Annotated in this window: 16 protein-coding genes; 6 read left to right on the forward strand and 10 right to left on the reverse strand. The window is 50.3% G+C overall.

Annotation, left to right across the window (positions count from 1 at the left end):
* The first annotated feature begins 207 nt into the window (after nt 1-207).
* Entirely contained in the window at nt 208-957 is a 750-nt protein-coding gene (locus ACLBLI_RS00900; protein ID WP_414829314.1) for a hypothetical protein, read from the forward strand.
* A gap of 243 nt (nt 958-1,200) precedes the next feature.
* Entirely contained in the window at nt 1,201-2,013 is an 813-nt protein-coding gene (gene dkgB / locus ACLBLI_RS00905) for a 2,5-didehydrogluconate reductase DkgB (RefSeq protein ID WP_414829315.1), read from the forward strand.
* A 119-nt stretch (nt 2,014-2,132) separates the two neighbouring features.
* On the opposite strand, the gene ACLBLI_RS00910 is transcribed toward dkgB, so the two are convergent.
* Nucleotides 2,133-3,026 carry a LysR substrate-binding domain-containing protein gene (locus ACLBLI_RS00910; protein ID WP_414829316.1) on the reverse strand — a complete coding sequence of 298 codons (894 nt, stop codon included), beginning with the start codon at nt 3,024-3,026 and terminating at the stop codon, nt 2,133-2,135.
* A 101-nt stretch (nt 3,027-3,127) separates the two neighbouring features.
* Between ACLBLI_RS00910 and ACLBLI_RS00915 the strand changes: the two genes are divergently transcribed.
* Together ACLBLI_RS00915 and cysE are read left to right on the forward strand one after the other, a co-directional pair.
* Complete coding sequence (locus ACLBLI_RS00915; protein WP_414829317.1) at nt 3,128-4,255, forward strand: S-(hydroxymethyl)glutathione dehydrogenase/class III alcohol dehydrogenase; 1,128 nt, start codon at nt 3,128-3,130, stop codon at nt 4,253-4,255.
* 336 nt (nt 4,256-4,591) lie between these two features.
* The gene (cysE, locus tag ACLBLI_RS00920) at nt 4,592-5,404 is read left to right on the forward strand and encodes a serine O-acetyltransferase (protein ID WP_414829318.1); all 813 of its coding nucleotides are present in this window, start codon (nt 4,592-4,594) and stop codon (nt 5,402-5,404) included.
* 136 nt (nt 5,405-5,540) lie between these two features.
* Here cysE and ACLBLI_RS00925 read toward each other — a convergent pair whose 3' ends face one another.
* The 9 genes from ACLBLI_RS00925 to ACLBLI_RS00965 form a co-directional block, all read right to left on the reverse strand.
* On the reverse strand, nt 5,541-6,512 hold the full coding sequence (locus tag ACLBLI_RS00925; RefSeq protein ID WP_414829319.1) for a S41 family peptidase: 972 nt from the start codon (nt 6,510-6,512) through the stop codon (nt 5,541-5,543).
* A 166-nt stretch (nt 6,513-6,678) separates the two neighbouring features.
* On the reverse strand, nt 6,679-7,398 hold the full coding sequence (locus tag ACLBLI_RS00930) for an HAD-IA family hydrolase (RefSeq protein WP_414829320.1): 720 nt from the start codon (nt 7,396-7,398) through the stop codon (nt 6,679-6,681).
* 15 nt (nt 7,399-7,413) lie between these two features.
* Nucleotides 7,414-8,331: a tyrosine recombinase XerC gene (gene xerC, locus ACLBLI_RS00935; protein ID WP_414829321.1), complete on the reverse strand. Its 918-nt coding sequence runs from the start codon at nt 8,329-8,331 to the stop codon at nt 7,414-7,416.
* Between the two features lie 6 nt (nt 8,332-8,337).
* Nucleotides 8,338-9,033: a DUF484 family protein gene (locus ACLBLI_RS00940; protein WP_414829322.1), complete on the reverse strand. Its 696-nt coding sequence runs from the start codon at nt 9,031-9,033 to the stop codon at nt 8,338-8,340.
* Entirely contained in the window at nt 9,030-9,860 is an 831-nt protein-coding gene (dapF, locus tag ACLBLI_RS00945) for a diaminopimelate epimerase (RefSeq protein ID WP_414829323.1), read from the reverse strand. The genes ACLBLI_RS00940 and dapF overlap by 4 nt, the downstream gene beginning before the upstream one ends.
* 36 nt (nt 9,861-9,896) lie before the next feature.
* A complete protein-coding gene (gene lysA / locus ACLBLI_RS00950) occupies nt 9,897-11,147 on the reverse strand; it encodes a diaminopimelate decarboxylase (protein WP_414829324.1) in 1,251 nt (416 codons plus the stop codon).
* Nucleotides 11,148-11,330 (reverse strand): LPS translocon maturation chaperone LptM, encoded by a 183-nt coding sequence (gene lptM, locus ACLBLI_RS00955; RefSeq protein ID WP_414829325.1) that lies wholly within the window; start codon nt 11,328-11,330, stop codon nt 11,148-11,150.
* A 61-nt stretch (nt 11,331-11,391) separates the two neighbouring features.
* Nucleotides 11,392-12,459, reverse strand: a complete 1,068-nt coding sequence (locus tag ACLBLI_RS00960) for an MJ1255/VC2487 family glycosyltransferase (RefSeq protein ID WP_414829326.1) — start codon at nt 12,457-12,459, stop codon at nt 11,392-11,394.
* 1 nt (nt 12,460) lies between these two features.
* Nucleotides 12,461-12,973, reverse strand: a complete 513-nt coding sequence (locus ACLBLI_RS00965) for a phosphatase PAP2 family protein (protein ID WP_414830873.1) — start codon at nt 12,971-12,973, stop codon at nt 12,461-12,463.
* A 430-nt stretch (nt 12,974-13,403) separates the two neighbouring features.
* Here ACLBLI_RS00965 and rraA point away from each other — a divergent pair, with 430 nt between their 5' ends.
* Together rraA and ACLBLI_RS00975 are read left to right on the forward strand one after the other, a co-directional pair.
* Nucleotides 13,404-13,889, forward strand: a complete 486-nt coding sequence (gene rraA / locus ACLBLI_RS00970) for a ribonuclease E activity regulator RraA (RefSeq protein WP_414829327.1) — start codon at nt 13,404-13,406, stop codon at nt 13,887-13,889.
* Nucleotides 13,890-14,283: 394 nt separating this feature from the next.
* Complete coding sequence (locus ACLBLI_RS00975) at nt 14,284-16,326, forward strand: prolyl oligopeptidase family serine peptidase (protein WP_414830874.1); 2,043 nt, start codon at nt 14,284-14,286, stop codon at nt 16,324-16,326.
* Nucleotides 16,327-16,340: the final 14 nt, after the last annotated feature.

Below are 16,340 nucleotides of genomic sequence, written 5' to 3' on the forward strand. Positions count from 1 at the left end.
GCTAACCGGCTTACCCCTGTTGTCTGCGCCAGGCCAGACCCCGTCGGGTCAGGCAATGATGACTCCCCCTTCGTGTTGTAAAAGTAGGGATAAAGAGAAAAGAGGTACGTTTAGGCGCGCCATTACAATTTTTAACAGCTTTGTCTTTAGCCGCCATCTATAGTGTTTCCCTAACATTTATCGTGAGAACTTTACGGAGACTAAACTGTGGTTGCCCGACATCCTTTTTCCTTTATCAGCGTATTAGCCTGCACGACTCTGGTTGCTTGTGGAGGTGGTGTTAAAGATTACTCCGACGAGCCAGTCGATCGCCCGCAGTCGGTCTCCTTTACTTTCGATGACAACGCTGATGACTTCACCGCGTTTACTGTAGGCCACGATGTTGACAATGACGCGAATGCGGCGATTGACGTTGGTCTTCAGGTGATGCCATCACCTTTCGAATATCGTGAAGGGTTATTATTCCATTGGGATAACTATACGGCGGATATCAAAGGCGTAGCGCATCGTAACCTCGATATCATGACACCCGGAAATAACTATGAAGTAACATTTGAGGTTGACCTTATTACGTACGTTTCCAGCGAGTGCGATGGTGATGAAGACAACCCCGCCACAGATGTAAAAGTCAAAGCCGGTCTGCTGAATCAAGAACCAGAGCGTACTATTGTTGAAAATACCTACCGGGTGAGTGTCCGTGACAGCCATGCGGCGGACCACTTAAGTGACGAAACCGTTCTGGTCGGCGACATCGGTCTTGCAACACCGGAGTGCGAACTGGATCCGACAGCAGGTGTCTGGGAACGCAAAATCATTCGCAATGACGAGCAATACTTTTTCTCCTACTCCAGCGACAGTCAGGGTGGCCCGTGGGTTTATCTCTCTGTTGACTCACACTATGCAGGTGAAACGCAGGTGTATGTTGCTGACATGCGGGTGATTTACCGACAGCTGTAGCCGGATCATCGTGCCGGATAGAGCCGATGCTGTGGTGGCTGCCTAATTTATGCGGACCACCTGCGCCGTCGACAATACCATGTGTAAACTGTCGCTCTGGGCTGCAACAGGCCACCCAGAGCTTTTCTGTAGACGTTAGAACGTCTATTCAGCAAGGTAGATGACACTTTGGAAGACGTTTGCCGCCCTTATTTTTTTCCTAATCGGAATTTATCCCTAGTTGATATCTTATCAGGAGGCAAAATGACTGCATTGATGAACATGCCGGAACTGGGCGTGGGAACATTTCGACTGGAAGACCAGGCTTGCAATGACTCGGTCACGACAGCACTCGATATTGGTTTCAGACATATCGATACTGCTCAGATTTATGGTAATGAAGCCGCTGTGGGTAAAGCAATACAAGACAGCGATGTTAGTCGAAATTCGTTGTTTGTTACCACCAAGGTCTGGAATAACAAGCTTAATGTCAGAGAGTTTATTCCCAGCGTAAAGGAAAGCCTGGCGAAACTGCAGATGAACAGTGTGGATTTATTATTGATCCACTGGCCCTCACCGGCAAATGGTGAGCCGATGGAAGAATATCTCGGTGAGTTGGCGAAGGCAAAAAAGCAGGGCCTTACACGTAAAATAGGTGTTTCTAACTTCACTATCCATCATCTTGAGAAAGCTATCGCAATCCTGGGGGAAGGCGAAATTGCTACTAATCAGGTAGAGGTGCACCCTTATCTCATCAATGAAAAGCTGCGCAGTTATTGTAACGACAAGGGCATTCACGTTACCGCTTATATGCCTTTCGCGGTTGGAAAAGTATTACAGGACGATACCATTCAGGCCATTGCCCAGGCACATAATGTCTCTGCGGCTGAAGTGGTAATTGCGTGGGAACTGGCTCATGGTATGGCTACCATCCCGTCGTCGACGAAACGGGAGCATCTGGAGACAAACTATAAGGGCTCTGAGTTGGTCTTGTCCGATGAAGAGGTAAGCAGGATTGATGCCCTGAACAAAGGGGACCGACAGGCGACGCCTGACTTTGCACCAGACTGGGATTAACCACAACAAGGCGGCACCAAGGTGTAACACGATTCATTGCGTGGTGTCTGATGTTGCTCACCTGAGGTGAGGGCAGATGCGCGGATGTGTTCGTGGTGCCTGTGTTTGTGTTGATCTGGTCACGCTTCCGGCTGCACATGAAGCGCCTTCTCCAGATAATCCAGGATCAGACTGACTCCCGGTGCTATCCACCGGGTTTGAGGGTATAACCCCCAGATCCCCTCACTGTCGGGGCGGTATTCGCTGAGGATCTCGATTAGCGTGCCGTTTTCCAGGCAGGGGCCGACGTATTCTTCCGGCAATTGCACAATGCCGAGGTTGTTAAGGGCACAGTCACGCAAAGAGATACCGCTGTTACAGCGAAGACTGCCCGTCACGGTAAGTGCTTTTTCCTGTCCTTTGATTGAAAACCGCCAGTAACCCAAAGAGCCTACCAGACAGTTATGCTGTTTAAGCGATTCAAGTGAGTGTGGTGTGCCGTGTTGTCTGAGGTACGCGGCAGATGCACAGGTATACACATTGCGGCTGGCCAGCTTACGGTGACGAAGCCGGCTGTCTTCCAGTCTTCCCAGACGAATAGCCATATCCAGCCCGGCATCAACCAGGTCCAGGCGTGCATTAGACAGCTCAATGTCCAGATGCAGTTGCGGATAACGTTGCTGAAAGGTGATAAGCAATGGCATGAGAACCCTTTCGCCAAACGTAATTGGTGCAGTTAGGCGTAGTTTGCCTCTGGGCGTTGACTGCTGCTGCGTTAAATCATGTTCGCTGGCTTCAAAGCCATCAATAAGCTGCCGACACTGCTGGTAGTAGCGTGCGCCTGCTTCAGAAACCCGAACGCGCCGGGTTGTGCGGTGCAATAGCTGAATGCCAAGACGCTGCTCTAACTGACTGACCTGACGGCTAACCTGCGCATTCGAAATATTGAGGCGACCCGCAGCGGCGGTAAAGGAACCGGCTTCCACGACGGCGACAAACTCTGCGACCCCTTGCCAGGGATGATGACTCTGCATTGTTACACCACAGTAATAGTGAATTTATAATTTAAATATTATCAGCTTTCGTGCACTAATGTAGGATACTGACATTACCTTCTCACCTTGGAGAAATTGCAATGTCAGCAAAAACCATTACCTGTCGAGCGGCCGTTGCCTGGGGACCGGGCGAACCGCTGAAAATAGAAAATGTAGATGTCGCGCCACCAAAGGCCGGTGAGGTGCGCATTAAAGTTATCGCATCAGGGGTCTGTCACACAGACGCGTTCACGCTCTCTGGTGACGATCCGGAAGGTATTTTCCCCTCCATTCTCGGCCACGAGGGCGGTGGTATCGTCGAGTCTATAGGTGAAGGCGTTACCGGGCTTGAAGTAGGCGATCATGTGATCCCGCTGTATACGCCGGAATGTGGTGAATGTAAGTTCTGCAAATCAGGCAAAACCAACCTGTGTGGAAAGATCCGCGAGACACAGGGCAAAGGGCTGATGCCAGACGGCACAACCCGCTTTTCTATCGACGGAAAACCGATATATCACTATATGGGTTGTTCGACTTTTGCCGAATACACCGTGCTACCCGAAATCTCGCTGGCGAAGATTAATAAGAAAGCCCCTCTGGAAGAAGTATGTCTGCTGGGCTGCGGTGTGACTACCGGTATGGGAGCGGTAATGAATACCGCTAAGGTAGAAAAAGGCGACTCAGTGGCAGTATTTGGTCTTGGCGGCATTGGCTTAAGTGCCATTATTGGTGCCGCGATGGCGGGGGCATCAAGAATTATTGCCATTGATATTAACGAAAGTAAATTCGACCTGGCAACCAAGCTGGGCGCTACTGACTGCATTAATCCGAAAAACTACGACAAGCCTATTCAGGACGTTATTGTCGAGTTGACCGATGGCGGCGTGGATTACTCTTTTGAATGTATCGGTAATGTCGATGTGATGCGCTCTGCACTGGAGTGCTGCCACAAAGGGTGGGGAGAATCTGTGATCATCGGCGTGGCCGGTGCCGGACAGGAAATATCCACCCGTCCGTTCCAACTGGTAACGGGCCGCGTTTGGCGCGGAACCGCCTTTGGTGGCGTGAAAGGGCGCAGTGAATTGCCAGATTATGTTGAGCGCTACCTGGATGGCGAATTCAAGCTGAGTGACTTCATTACGCATACGATGCCGCTGGATGACATTAACGACGCTTTTGAGTTGATGCATGAAGGAAAGAGTATTCGTACGGTACTTCAGTACGCCTGAGCGAGCGGACATTGCAACGTTGATTTCAGCTTACCTCATACTATTGCATAGTCGGTTGACCCGGATGCAGCCTGCTCTGGCAGTATGAGGCTTTGACAGCGCCGGCAGCTCCGGCGTTGTCGGTTTTTTCTGACCACATCGGTAAGTCGCATCGTCAAGGCAGACATAAGACAGTTGATGTCATCGACGAAGTGATCAAAATTCAGGCTGGTCGGGTACAAACCCCCTCAATCTCAACAGTGATGATATGTTACGCTTTACTGCTCTTGAATTATGCGCGGTGAGCCCCACTGTTCGAAGACGCGTCCGACTTATTTATTCCACGGGACTGTCATTATGCAAGCTCTTTCCAATACCACAGACTTCTGGCTGACCTTAAAACAGGAAGCACAGCGTGTCGCTGACAACGAACCGCTGCTTGCGAGCTTTATTCACGCCTGCATACTCACCCATCATAATTTTGAGTCGAGTTTAAGCTTTATTCTGTCTAACAAAATGGCTGACGATGTCATGCCAGCGCTGGCTATCCGTGAAGTCTTCGATGAGGCGTACCTGCTGGAGCCGGCGATAACAGAAGCTGCTATTGAAGATATCAAAGCCGTGCATCGCCGTGATGCCGCCGTCAATGATTACCTCACGCCATTAATTCATTTTAAAGGTTTTCATGCTGTGCAGGTGCATCGCATGGCGCATTATCTGTGGCAACATGGTCGCCATCAGCTTGCGTTGTTCCTGCAAAGTCGTAACTCCGAGACTTTTGGTGTGGACATTCACCCTGCCGCACAAATCGGTAAGGGAGTAATGTTCGACCATGCTACTGGTATTGTCATCGGCGAGACAGCGGTGGTGGAAGACAATGTATCGATTTTGCAAAGTGTCACACTGGGCGGCACCGGGCATGAGTCTGGCGATCGCCATCCGAAAGTGCGACAGGGAGTGCTGGTGGGAGCCGGTGCTAAAATCCTGGGTAATATTGAGATTGGTGAAGGCTCGAAAGTCGGTGCCGGTAGTGTGGTCTTAAGCAGTGTGCCTCCGCATGTCACCGTCGTGGGTGTGCCGGCTAAAGTTGTGGGACGTCCGAGTTGTCCAAGACCTTGCGATTCTATGAAGCAAAATGTGCTGGAAGACAACGACGACCAGCCAGGCTAGCGTGTCACGACGGAATCATATCGCTCGCGAAGTGTTGGTATTGAGCCGGATTTAGCAATCTGGTGTTAACGAATCATAGTGGGCACTGCTGTTCCGGCGACGTCGGAAGTGAGTGAGAGCACAACACAGGCTTTACTTATCGGAGCGCTTGCTCACCGGATTGGTCTCTGGCAAGCTTCAGAGCAGTTTCAAGACTGTCTTCTGCCTTAACCTGATAATCGGCAAATACCCCGGTGTATTGCCAGTTATCCTGCGTTAACGGATGGGTAATCTGCGCATAATAAAGCGTTAGCTCAGCGTGATTACTCACCGGTATGGTTTTTTTCATGTAGCTCATTCCCATCGTGTCATCGCCAACAATAACCGCTGCATCATGATGTTTTAGGGTGTAGCTGACAAACTCCCAGGGGCCACTGACAAAGCCTGAGGTGAGAATATATACCGGCGTTTTGCCAGCAAACGCGCTGAGTTCGGGCGCGGGGTCAGCAAGCAACTCAACCGGCTCGTGTTGGTCGTTAAACGAGACGGTTCCCATCAAGGTACCGGGCTGCAAAAACGGGCTCACCAGCTGTTGCGCGAAATCCATGGAAGCTGCGCCTGCGTCGCGCAAATCAATGATGAGAGCATCCACATCACGAAGCGTCGAAAGCGTATCCACAAGGTCGCTGCGGCGATCCGCTTTTACAAAGTCACCCTGTAGCTTTATATAACCTATGTTTTCTGACAGCAGCTCAGAATCGATAGCATTGTCCTCTGCAGGAAGTGGTTCTCTGTGCAACGCACTCATCTGACGCCTCTCCAGAAGTTCAAACCCGGTGTCGCTGGTACCGTTTACGAGTATCGATTCAAACTTCTGACGAAATTGCCCGAAATGATAACCGCGGGTAAATTCTCCGCTGGTGAGCTCGTGTTGCAGGCGGGCTTTGACTTTGTCAGTTTGCTCTGCGAACAGGTACTCCTGAGACAGCGCGGCGACTGTATTTTCGACAATATGCCGTATTTCCTCCTTCTCAAGGTATGGCTCAGGGTGTGCGGTAGCGGCAGTGACGACAGTGGGGGTAATGCACAATATGCAGAGCAAAAAAACAATAAGAGAATACCTGAACATAAAGACGCCGATCGCTGTAGTGAACAACGTTTATATATCCGAACCCTCACTTTTCAACCACAGTAACTAAAAACGCCTGTGCAGAAGCTGACACAAAATGATGTCGGCAGTGACTTACCGGTTGGCTACTAACGACGCATCACCAGAGTGTATCTCTGGCAAGTAGTTATCTTTTAAGTAGTGAAACCAGCTCTGACAAGTTGTCCAGCTGGACGTGGGGCAATGCCTTAACTGGTTCCCGATTGAGCGTCATATCACGATTGCACGCGTACCATGCGGTCTGATAGCCGGCATTAATTGCGCCGTAAACGTCTTTTATCAGGTTGTCGCCAACATGAAGAATACGCTTTGCAGATAAGCCAAGTTCACTGGCCGCCTCATCGAACATGGCGCGGGCCGGCTTCATCGGGCGCGCCAGGCTGGCGTGATAAATGGTTTTAAAATAGTCAGAAATACCAATTTTATCGGCATCGACATTGCCGTTGGTAATGCCCACGAGCGGTACCTCCGCGGCAAGGGATGCTAATGCCTGGTGGACCTCATCAGAGAGTGTTAATTGGCTGCGGGCATTGTAAAAGCAGTCGAAACAGTCGGTGGCAGCGCGATGGAGTTGGTCACCGTGCACATCATGTTGTAATGCCGACTTTAAGGTCAGCAGGCGTAGCTGGCCCATGTCGGATGCCAGCTCGGGCGTTTGCGCAATCAAATCACGCCGGATGCTGTGCCAGTCTTGAGGTGTCATTGCCGCGGCTTGGGGATAACGCTCACCAATATGGGTGCGTAAGGCTTGCTCGGCCTGACGAATAACGGGCCCGTTATCGTAAAGCGTATCATCAAGATCAAACGTAATAGCGTGTATCGGTGCCAGTGGGCGGTAAAAACGCATGAAACTTCCTGCCAGTTATTTTTTGCGGGCGCGCGGATGCGCTGAATCGTAGACCTGAGCCAGATGCTGAAAATCGAGATGGGTATACACTTGCGTGGTAGATAAATTCGCGTGACCCAACAACTCCTGCACGGCGCGCAGATCGCCACTGCTTTCCAATACGTGTGTAGCGAAAGAATGGCGCAATTTATGCGGGCTGACCTTCTGGTCGATATGCTGAAGCTGCGCCATCTGATTAAGACGATTTGCTACCTGACGGTTTGAAATACGGGTTTTGCGTTTGCTGACAAACACGCCTGGCTCATAGGGTGACGCATAGAGTGGACGGACTTTCAGCCACGCATTCAGGGCTTTTTGTGCAGTGCGCCCCAGTGGCAAGATGCGCTGCTTACTGCCCTTACCCGACACGCGCAGTGTGCCGTCAGCCTGACAATCACTTAAATTTAACCCGGTAAGTTCACTTAAGCGAAGGCCACAACCATACAGCAGTTCAAACATAGCCTGATCTCGCAGTCGCAGGCCTTCGTCTTCGTCGTCGCTGCCGTTTAGTAACTGCTGCATATCATCTACGCTGAGCTGTTTAGGTAACGGTTTCCCTTGTTTAGGCGCCTGGATGCCCTCTATCGGGTTGGTGTAAAGCTGATCATGATTTAACAGGTACTGACAAAACGTGCGCAGCGCAGAAAGACGCAGGGCAATACTGCGGGCGCTTAGGTTTTCGCGCTTTGCGGTGGCCATTACGCGCTTTATGTCGGCAGGCGTCATCCCCGACCAGTCATGCAGCGCCAGCAATGTGGCGACTTCGGTTAACTGTCGACGGTAATTAGTTATGGTATGCGCGGATAAACCTCGTTCGACTTTAAGGTGAAGTAGAAATTTATCCAACCAATACTGGCATTTTTCAGAGAGTGAGTGGTTACTATCTTCGCGCACGGCGAATCAGTACTCCGGCATGTCAGGTAAAATAATGTTGAGAACCTGTTGCAGTTGCTTAAGCAGCAAGGTGTCCATGTCCGGGGTGAAGTGACTGGCATCATGGCTGCCTACAGCCAGTATACCCAGATCCTTTTTCTCACCAAGTAAGATCAGCGCCGATGACTCTGCCGTATCGTCACCAAATAACAGCTGGCGCTCATGATGTGATAACCGGCCGAAGAAGAAGCTGTCATTTTTAAAACGCTTTTCAGCAAACAATCGGCGCTGTAATTCCGGTATCGCGTGCGGGCCGCGGAAGTTTTTAATGACAACGGATGAGAGGTTTAGCCGCTCCTGCAACACCTCTTCGAGTTTTAGTTGTATGTCGGATACAGATTGACAGTGCAGCAACTGCACATTGAGATCGGTATAAACGCGATAAATTTTTTCATTTTGTTTGGCGATACCGATTAGCTGATTCAGCTTGTAGTTAAGCTGACGGACTTTTTTGCGCAGTTGTTCGCTTTGCAATTCGACCAGAGACACGCTGCCCTTGTGGCCATGGGGAATGGTGAGACGCTCAACTAACTCAGGGTACTGAGTGAAAAATTCGGGATTTTTAGTGAGGTAGGCACGGACATCTTCCGCCGTCACCAGTTCGTTATCCTCGAACGGCTCCAATGGGACGGTGGCTTTCTTCTGACCTGATACTTCACTCATAAGGTTAACTGTCCATCGTAAATGTGTTCCGCCGGGCCGGTCATTTTTAGTGGGGCATCTTCGCCTGGCCAACGGATCCGTAAGCTTCCGCCGGGCAAATCAACCCGGACATCCTTTCCTAATTTACCCTGAATCTGGCCTATTGCAACTGCTGCGCATGCACCACTGCCGCAAGCCAGCGTTTCGCCCGCGCCCCGCTCAAACACGCGAAGCTTGATATGCGAGTCAGAAATAATCTGCATAAAGCCAACATTTACCCCTTCAGGAAAGCGCTCATGGCGTTCCAGACGAGGCCCGATATCGTGTACCGGTGCGGTATCCACATCATCGACTTCCATCACGCAGTGCGGATTTCCCATCGACACGGCACCACAGAAAAGGGTCTGCTCGTTGTCGCGGATGATATAGAAATTTTCCTGCTTGTTCGCTTTCAACGGCACTTTTGCCGGATCAAACTCAGGCTTGCCCATATTCACTGTAACCTGGCCGTCCTTCTCCAGATACAACACCATTTTGCCAGCCTTTGTACTAACGACCACTTTATTGCGATTCGTCAGACCTTTTTGCTTTACGAAACGGGCAAAACAACGCGCACCATTGCCGCATTGAGACACTTCCGAGCCGTCTGCATTGAAGATCCGGTAGTGAAAATCCTGATCAGGATCGTAGGGCGGCTCTACCAGCAGTAACTGGTCAAAGCCAATGCCAAAATTCCGGTCTGCCAATTGCTGAATTTTCTCTTTTGAGAAAAATACGTTTTGGGTCACGTTGTCCACGACCATAAAGTCGTTGCCCAAACCGTGCATTTTGGAAAACTGAATTTGCATTAATAGCGCGTCTTTCTTTTGTGTATGGTCTCTAGTTTACGTAAGTTTATGCTCACCTTTCCAGAGATCTTTAAGAATTTCTCGTTCACGAACCACAATTACCTTGTCGCCATCCACCATAACTTCAGCAGGACGGCAGCGGCTATTATAGTTGGAGGCCATGACAAATCCGTACGCACCGGCGCTGCGAACGGCCAACAAGTCGCCAGGAGCAGCCGCCAGTTCACGATCCTTGCCAAGGAAATCACCGGTTTCACACACCGGTCCGACAACATCGTAAGTACGAACTGGCGCATCCGATGCTGCTTCAACGCGGATGATTTTCTGCCACGCGGAGTACAGCGACGGTCGTATCATATCGTTCATTGCCGCATCGACAATGGCAAAGTGCTTGTCATCACCTTCTTTAATAAATTCGACTTCAGTGACCAGGATCCCCGCGTTAGCGGCAATTGCGCGACCAGGTTCCATAATCAGCTTTAATGAGTCGCGACCGGCCATCTTTTCGGCCATGGCTGCCGCGTACTCACGCGGATGAGGCGGCTTTTCCTCGTTATACGTAACGCCAAGACCACCGCCAACATCCAAGTGAGATATCGTAATGCCTTTATCAGCGAGTTCGTCAATTAATAGCAACAGTCGTTCAAGCGCATCCACAAACGGGTCGATATCAGTTAATTGAGAGCCGATATGACAATCCATTCCCACCACAGTCAGATTCTCCAGCGTGGCTGCAAGTTCATAGGTGGCAATGGCACGTTCGCGCGGAATACCAAACTTATTTGCTTTGAGACCGGTGGAAATATAAGGATGAGTGCGAGCGTCAACATCCGGATTTATGCGTAAAGACACCGGCGCTTTCTTACCCATCTCACCGGCGACCTGATTAATACGGTGTAACTCGGGCTCGGATTCGACATTAAAGCACATGATGCCCTGCTCAAGTGCATAGCGGATCTCCTGTGGTTTTTTGCCCACGCCTGAAAATACCACCTTCGAAGGATCGCCACCGGCTTCAATGACACGGGCTAACTCACCGGCAGAAACGATATCGAAACCCGAACCCAGCTTAGCCAGCACGCTAAGCACGCCAATATTAGAGTTGGCTTTTACGGCGTAGCAAACCAGATGAGGATGTTCGCCCATTGCATCATCAAAGGCATGCCAGTGACGTTCGAGCGTCGCCCGCGAGTAAATATACAGCGGGGTGCCGTGTTCGCGGGCAATATCGCTGACGGCGACGTCTTCAGCAAACAGGCGGCCGTCCCGGTAAGCAAAATGGTCCATTTAGTTCTGGTCTCCGGTACTGTCATTAGCAGGGGGTGTGCGTATGTCATCAGACGTGTCGGTGTCGTCTACTGCCGTTTGCGAAGAGGTGGTGTTTTGACTTTGTTCTTCAGGAAGATACAGCGCGCCACGATAGCCGCAGCCGCTTAACAATAACGTGAATAAAACCAGTGCAACGCGCATAAAAAACACGACAATCCTGCGGGTGGAAATGAATAATTGCCGATATCATCGCATTGCGCATTTAAAATGCAAGTGACAATAACTTTTCCCGCGTTTTATTGCCATACGTTACCTGCCGCCATAATGCGTCACACAGGCTCTTTGTGTCCTGCCAGTTACCTTTTATCAGCCAGTCAATAAGTAAGCTGGGATCATCAGGAAAGGTGATGGCTTCATTATCTGGTGCATCAAGCCATTCCTCTACCACATCGGTATCCAGTTGAAAGAGGGTCTGACAGAGATCCAGCCGGTTTAAGGTTAATACGTTCGATAATTGCTCAAATTGTCCGTGCAATGGCTTAATCAGCAGCTTTTTTCCCAGTTGCAGGGCTTCACTGGACAATTCAAAGCCACCGTTAGCAATCACTCCGGCGCTATGTTGCAGCGCGGTCTGAAAAGTAGATTTTGATGTCGGCTGCCAGTGAATATGTCCGCAGTCGAGAGGCGCGCTGATGGCCGGATGGAAGCACATAAACTGCTGGTCACTCAGAGGTTCCAGCATCTGCTGAATATCGTTAATTTCCTCAAAGGGCAAATATACCAACACATGCTGCTTTGCGGGTAAGGCAATCGGTTTGTCTGCCACGAAAGGCGGTAAGATAGGCTGGTTAAAATGAAACCAATGTACGCCCAGCTGAATATCGGTTGGCGCAAAATATCTCATTAGCAGACGGTCGGTAAGAGAGTCTCCGGCCTTTGGCACCGGGAAGGAAAACGCGGCCTGATGACTGATAGAAATTGACGGCAACTTGTTACGCTTAGCTGCCCATGCGGTGATGGGCTCGAAATCGTTGATCAGCAAGTCATAACCGGCAGTGTCGAATTGTTTAATGTCGCGAAAACACTGACGAATATTCGCATTTGTCAGGGTGCGCCACTCATCGATTTTACCGTGACGGGTAACGAAGCTGAGTCCACCCAGCGTACGATAATTGCCAAACACATCCATATCGAAGTATTTTTCCGGATCTCTGCCGGTAAAAACAAAGTCTACGCTAACATCGTTCCGCATTGCCAGCGCCGCGGCCATGACGCGCGCTCGCGCAATGTGACCATTGCCCGTTCCCTGAACACCATACAATATTTTCATGCTACCCCAACAGTGACAAACTCAGTGAAGCGATGCTAATACCAAGCAACATGCCGGCCACAACATCAGAAGGATAGTGCACACCCAGCAGAATTCTGGAAAGACCGATAAGTCCGGCCCAGCTGCAGGCCAATATGGCGAACGAAGGGTAATAATAGGTAACAATACTGGCCATCAACCATGCTGCAGCAGTGTGCCCGGATGGCAGTGAAAACTTATCTGATGGCGTGACATGGGCTTTTAGGTTAAGTAGCAGGTCACAGGGACGCTGGCGCCTGAACATTTTCTTTAAGACAACGTACAGCGGCAGTTCCAGGGCATACGCCATCAATGCGGTGTACAGGAATAACTCGCCATGCTCGGGTTCAAAGGCCCATAACAGCATACCAATGACGAAGTAGAGGTACCCGTCTCCGGTTTTTGATAACCAGATAATGCTGCGGCAATCCCGTTTCAGGGTTAACCGGTAAAGGCGATAAAATAAATCAGTATCGTACTTGGTCAAGGATTTCAGATTCACTGTGCCTTGCCCCCTTTCGGTTGACTGATTATTAGCCTAAGAGGCAACTGTGACTCTCCCGTGACAAAATAAAGAAACCTTTATTACAACTTACATGCCACAGTGTCACCCGTTGCGCAGCGTAATGATGGCTCGCTTGCCAGTATGCCTCTATAGAAGGATGTTTCAGCGCAACGTGTCGTGGATGCCTGTGTGCGCAATAACAGTCCTGTCAGTCGGTGGATATGTCGCGCTTCTTCCAGGCTGTAAGACCCGTTTGTGACAAATCAATGTTTGCTTGATTCCATACATTCCCTCATCGCCAAATAATGCTATGCTAGGAAAGGTGCGAATAAGTCTATGATCGCTCAGGCTCACAGACTTATTCGCATCTTCCCTTAGTACATGTTGCGTTTTTCGCTCATCAACAATTTAAGGCACGTCAATGGATTACAACACTTCCGAATTATGCGACTTGTTTGCAGACAGCGTCGACGTCGTCGATCCCATCTTTGACAGTTATGGGGGCCGGTTTTCCTTTGGTGGAGAAATTACCACTATTAAATGTTTCGAGGACCGTGGCCTGATTGACCGAGTGTTGGCGCAGCCGGGTGGCGGAAAAGTGCTGCTGATTGATGGCGGGGGCTCGACCCGCAGAGCGCTAATTGATTCTGCGGCAGCGCAACTGGCTATCGACAATGACTGGGAAGGTATCGTGTGTTACGGCAGTGTCCGCGAAGTAGATATATTAAGCGATCTGGACATCGGGATCCTCGCGGTAGCCTCCATTCCGGTTAATGCAGACAGTGAAAGCATCGGCGATGTGGATATTCCGGTGAATTTTGGCGGCGTAACATTTCTGCCTGAAGATCACCTATACGCAGACAGCACCGGTGTGATTTTGTCGCCGGAACCCCTGGATCTCGATTAACGTTCCCCGATGGCTGCACGATAAACGTGCGGCCTCACTGTGTTGATGCAGCGCTTGCGCTGCGCTTTCTCTGAGAGTGCAAGCCGCGCCTTTACCCAGGTTGGATACATGGCCTATGTATCTGTGCGCAACGACCCTGACGGGGACGCCCGAAACCACACGCTATACTTCTCTCTATCCTCTCCATCAATACTCATTCTGACTGGTGTCACTGAGGTTGATTTTATCTGACATTTCGCTGTACTCGTCTGATTTATCCCCGCTTGGAGTCAGATGTTTTATGATGAAGTGGATAAAAAATCCAATAAAAAGGGGAATCATGTTCAGATTACTAAAGGGGAGCGGCCCTCGCGGTTCGGTAACGTCTCACGCTGGAAAGTGGCTTGCGGTCACAATGCTGACTACGTTTGGCAGCGCAGCGGTATCAGCACAGCAAGCGTCAGACACCACTGCCGAAATCAAAAGCAACAGTCACTTCCAGGCTGAAGATATTTTCAATTTAGAATATGCAAGCGATCCGCAGGTGTCACCTGATGGCAAATCGGTGGCTTATGTACGTCGATCCAACGACATCATGTCAGACAGTACGCGTTCAAATATCTGGCTGGCGACGACAGACGGGAAAAGCCATCGCCCGCTTATGTCTTCTAAAAAGAATTACTACTCGCCACGCTGGTCGCCGGACGGAAAACGACTGGCCTATTTGTCAAACGAAGAAGGTAAACCTCAGCTATATATCCGCTGGATGGACACCGGGCAAACCGCACTGGTCACCAATGTGACGTCTTCACCAGGCTCGATCACCTGGTCGCCGGACGGTAAATACATTGCTTTCACCATGAGTGTGGATGCCAAAGAAACGCCCCTCAAAGTGAACATGCCATCCAAGCCAAAGGGGGCAAAATGGTCACCAAAGTTTGAATATATCACCAAAGCACGTTATCAGGCCGATGGCAGAGGAGTATTAGAGCCAGCCTACACCCACATCTTTATTGTTCCTACCGATGGCGGCACGGCCAGACAATTAACGTCGGGCGACTATCACCATCGCGGGAGCCTAAGCTTTTCGGCAGATTCTCAGAAAATCTATTTTTCTGCTAATCGTAGTGATGAGTGGGAATACGAGCCGGTAGAAGGCGATATTTTTACCGTCGATATGAGCGGTAATATCGAACAGATTACCGACTTCCCGGGCAACGAGTCATCACCGGTGGTTTCACCTAACGGTAAACATGTGGCGTACTCCCGTCGCGATGACAAAAAGCTGATGTACCGTAACAGCTATTTGTATGTGATGAATGCCGATGGCACAGAGCACAAAAATCTGACTGAAGATATCGACAACACCGTCTCGAACTTCCACTGGAAGGGAAACGACGGCTTGTACTTCCAACAGGCCGTGCGCGGCATGATTCAGGTGGATTACACTTCTCTCTCAGGCAAAAAGAAAACCGTAGCGAAAGGCATCAGCGGGACAACGCTTGGACGCCCGTATATCTTTGGTACCTACCATGCGGTGGACGATGTGGTTGCTTACACCAAAGGACGCACTGACCGACCCGCTGACTTGTTTGTTACTACCCGTAAAGAGAAGCAGCTAACGGCGTTAAATGAAGACGTGTTTGGACACAAAACGCTGGGTGAAGTTAAAGAGATTGTGTACAACTCCTCCATTGATGGTGAGGAAATTCAGGGCTGGTATATTCTGCCGCCTGACTATGACAGCAGTAAAACCTACCCGCTGATTCTGGAAATACACGGGGGGCCGAACCTCGCGTATGGCCCGGTATTCACCGCAGAGCTGCAACGCATGGCAGCGGAAGGGTATATCGTGTTTTATGATAACCATCGCGGCAGTACCGGATACGGCGAGCGTTTTGCGTTATTGCTGCAAGGCAAGTACAGCTCGAAGTATGACTTTGCTGACCATATGTCAGGCGTCGATGCGTTAATTGATAAAGGGCTGGTGGATCCCGAACAACTTTACATTACCGGTGGTTCCGCCGGCGGTATCGCGTCGGCATATGCCATTGGTTTAACCGATCGTTTTAAAGCGGCGGTAGTGGCCAAGCCGGTTATCAACTGGTTGTCTAAAGTACTGACTGCCGACTCCGGACTGTATCAGATCCCATATCAGTTCCCGGGTATGCCGTGGGAGGAAATGGAGCATTACTGGCAGCGCTCACCCCTGTCTCTGGTTGGAAATGTCACAACGCCAACGATGTTGATTACGGGGGTAGACGACAAACGCACGCCCATGTCTGAAACTGAGCAGTTTTATCAGGCACTGAAGTTACAGCGCGTCGATACCGTGCTGGTTAAGGTGCCGGAATCCCCCCATGGGATTGCTGGCAAGCCATCACGAATGATAGCTAAAATCGAAAACATACTGGCGTGGTTTAAGAAGTATTCGCCCTCGCAAGAAAGCGAAGATTAAGTCGCTTATATAAG

Origin of the sequence: Alteromonas sp. H39, assembly GCF_047556435.1 — a bacterium.
Lineage (GTDB): Bacteria > Pseudomonadota > Gammaproteobacteria > Enterobacterales > Alteromonadaceae > Alteromonas.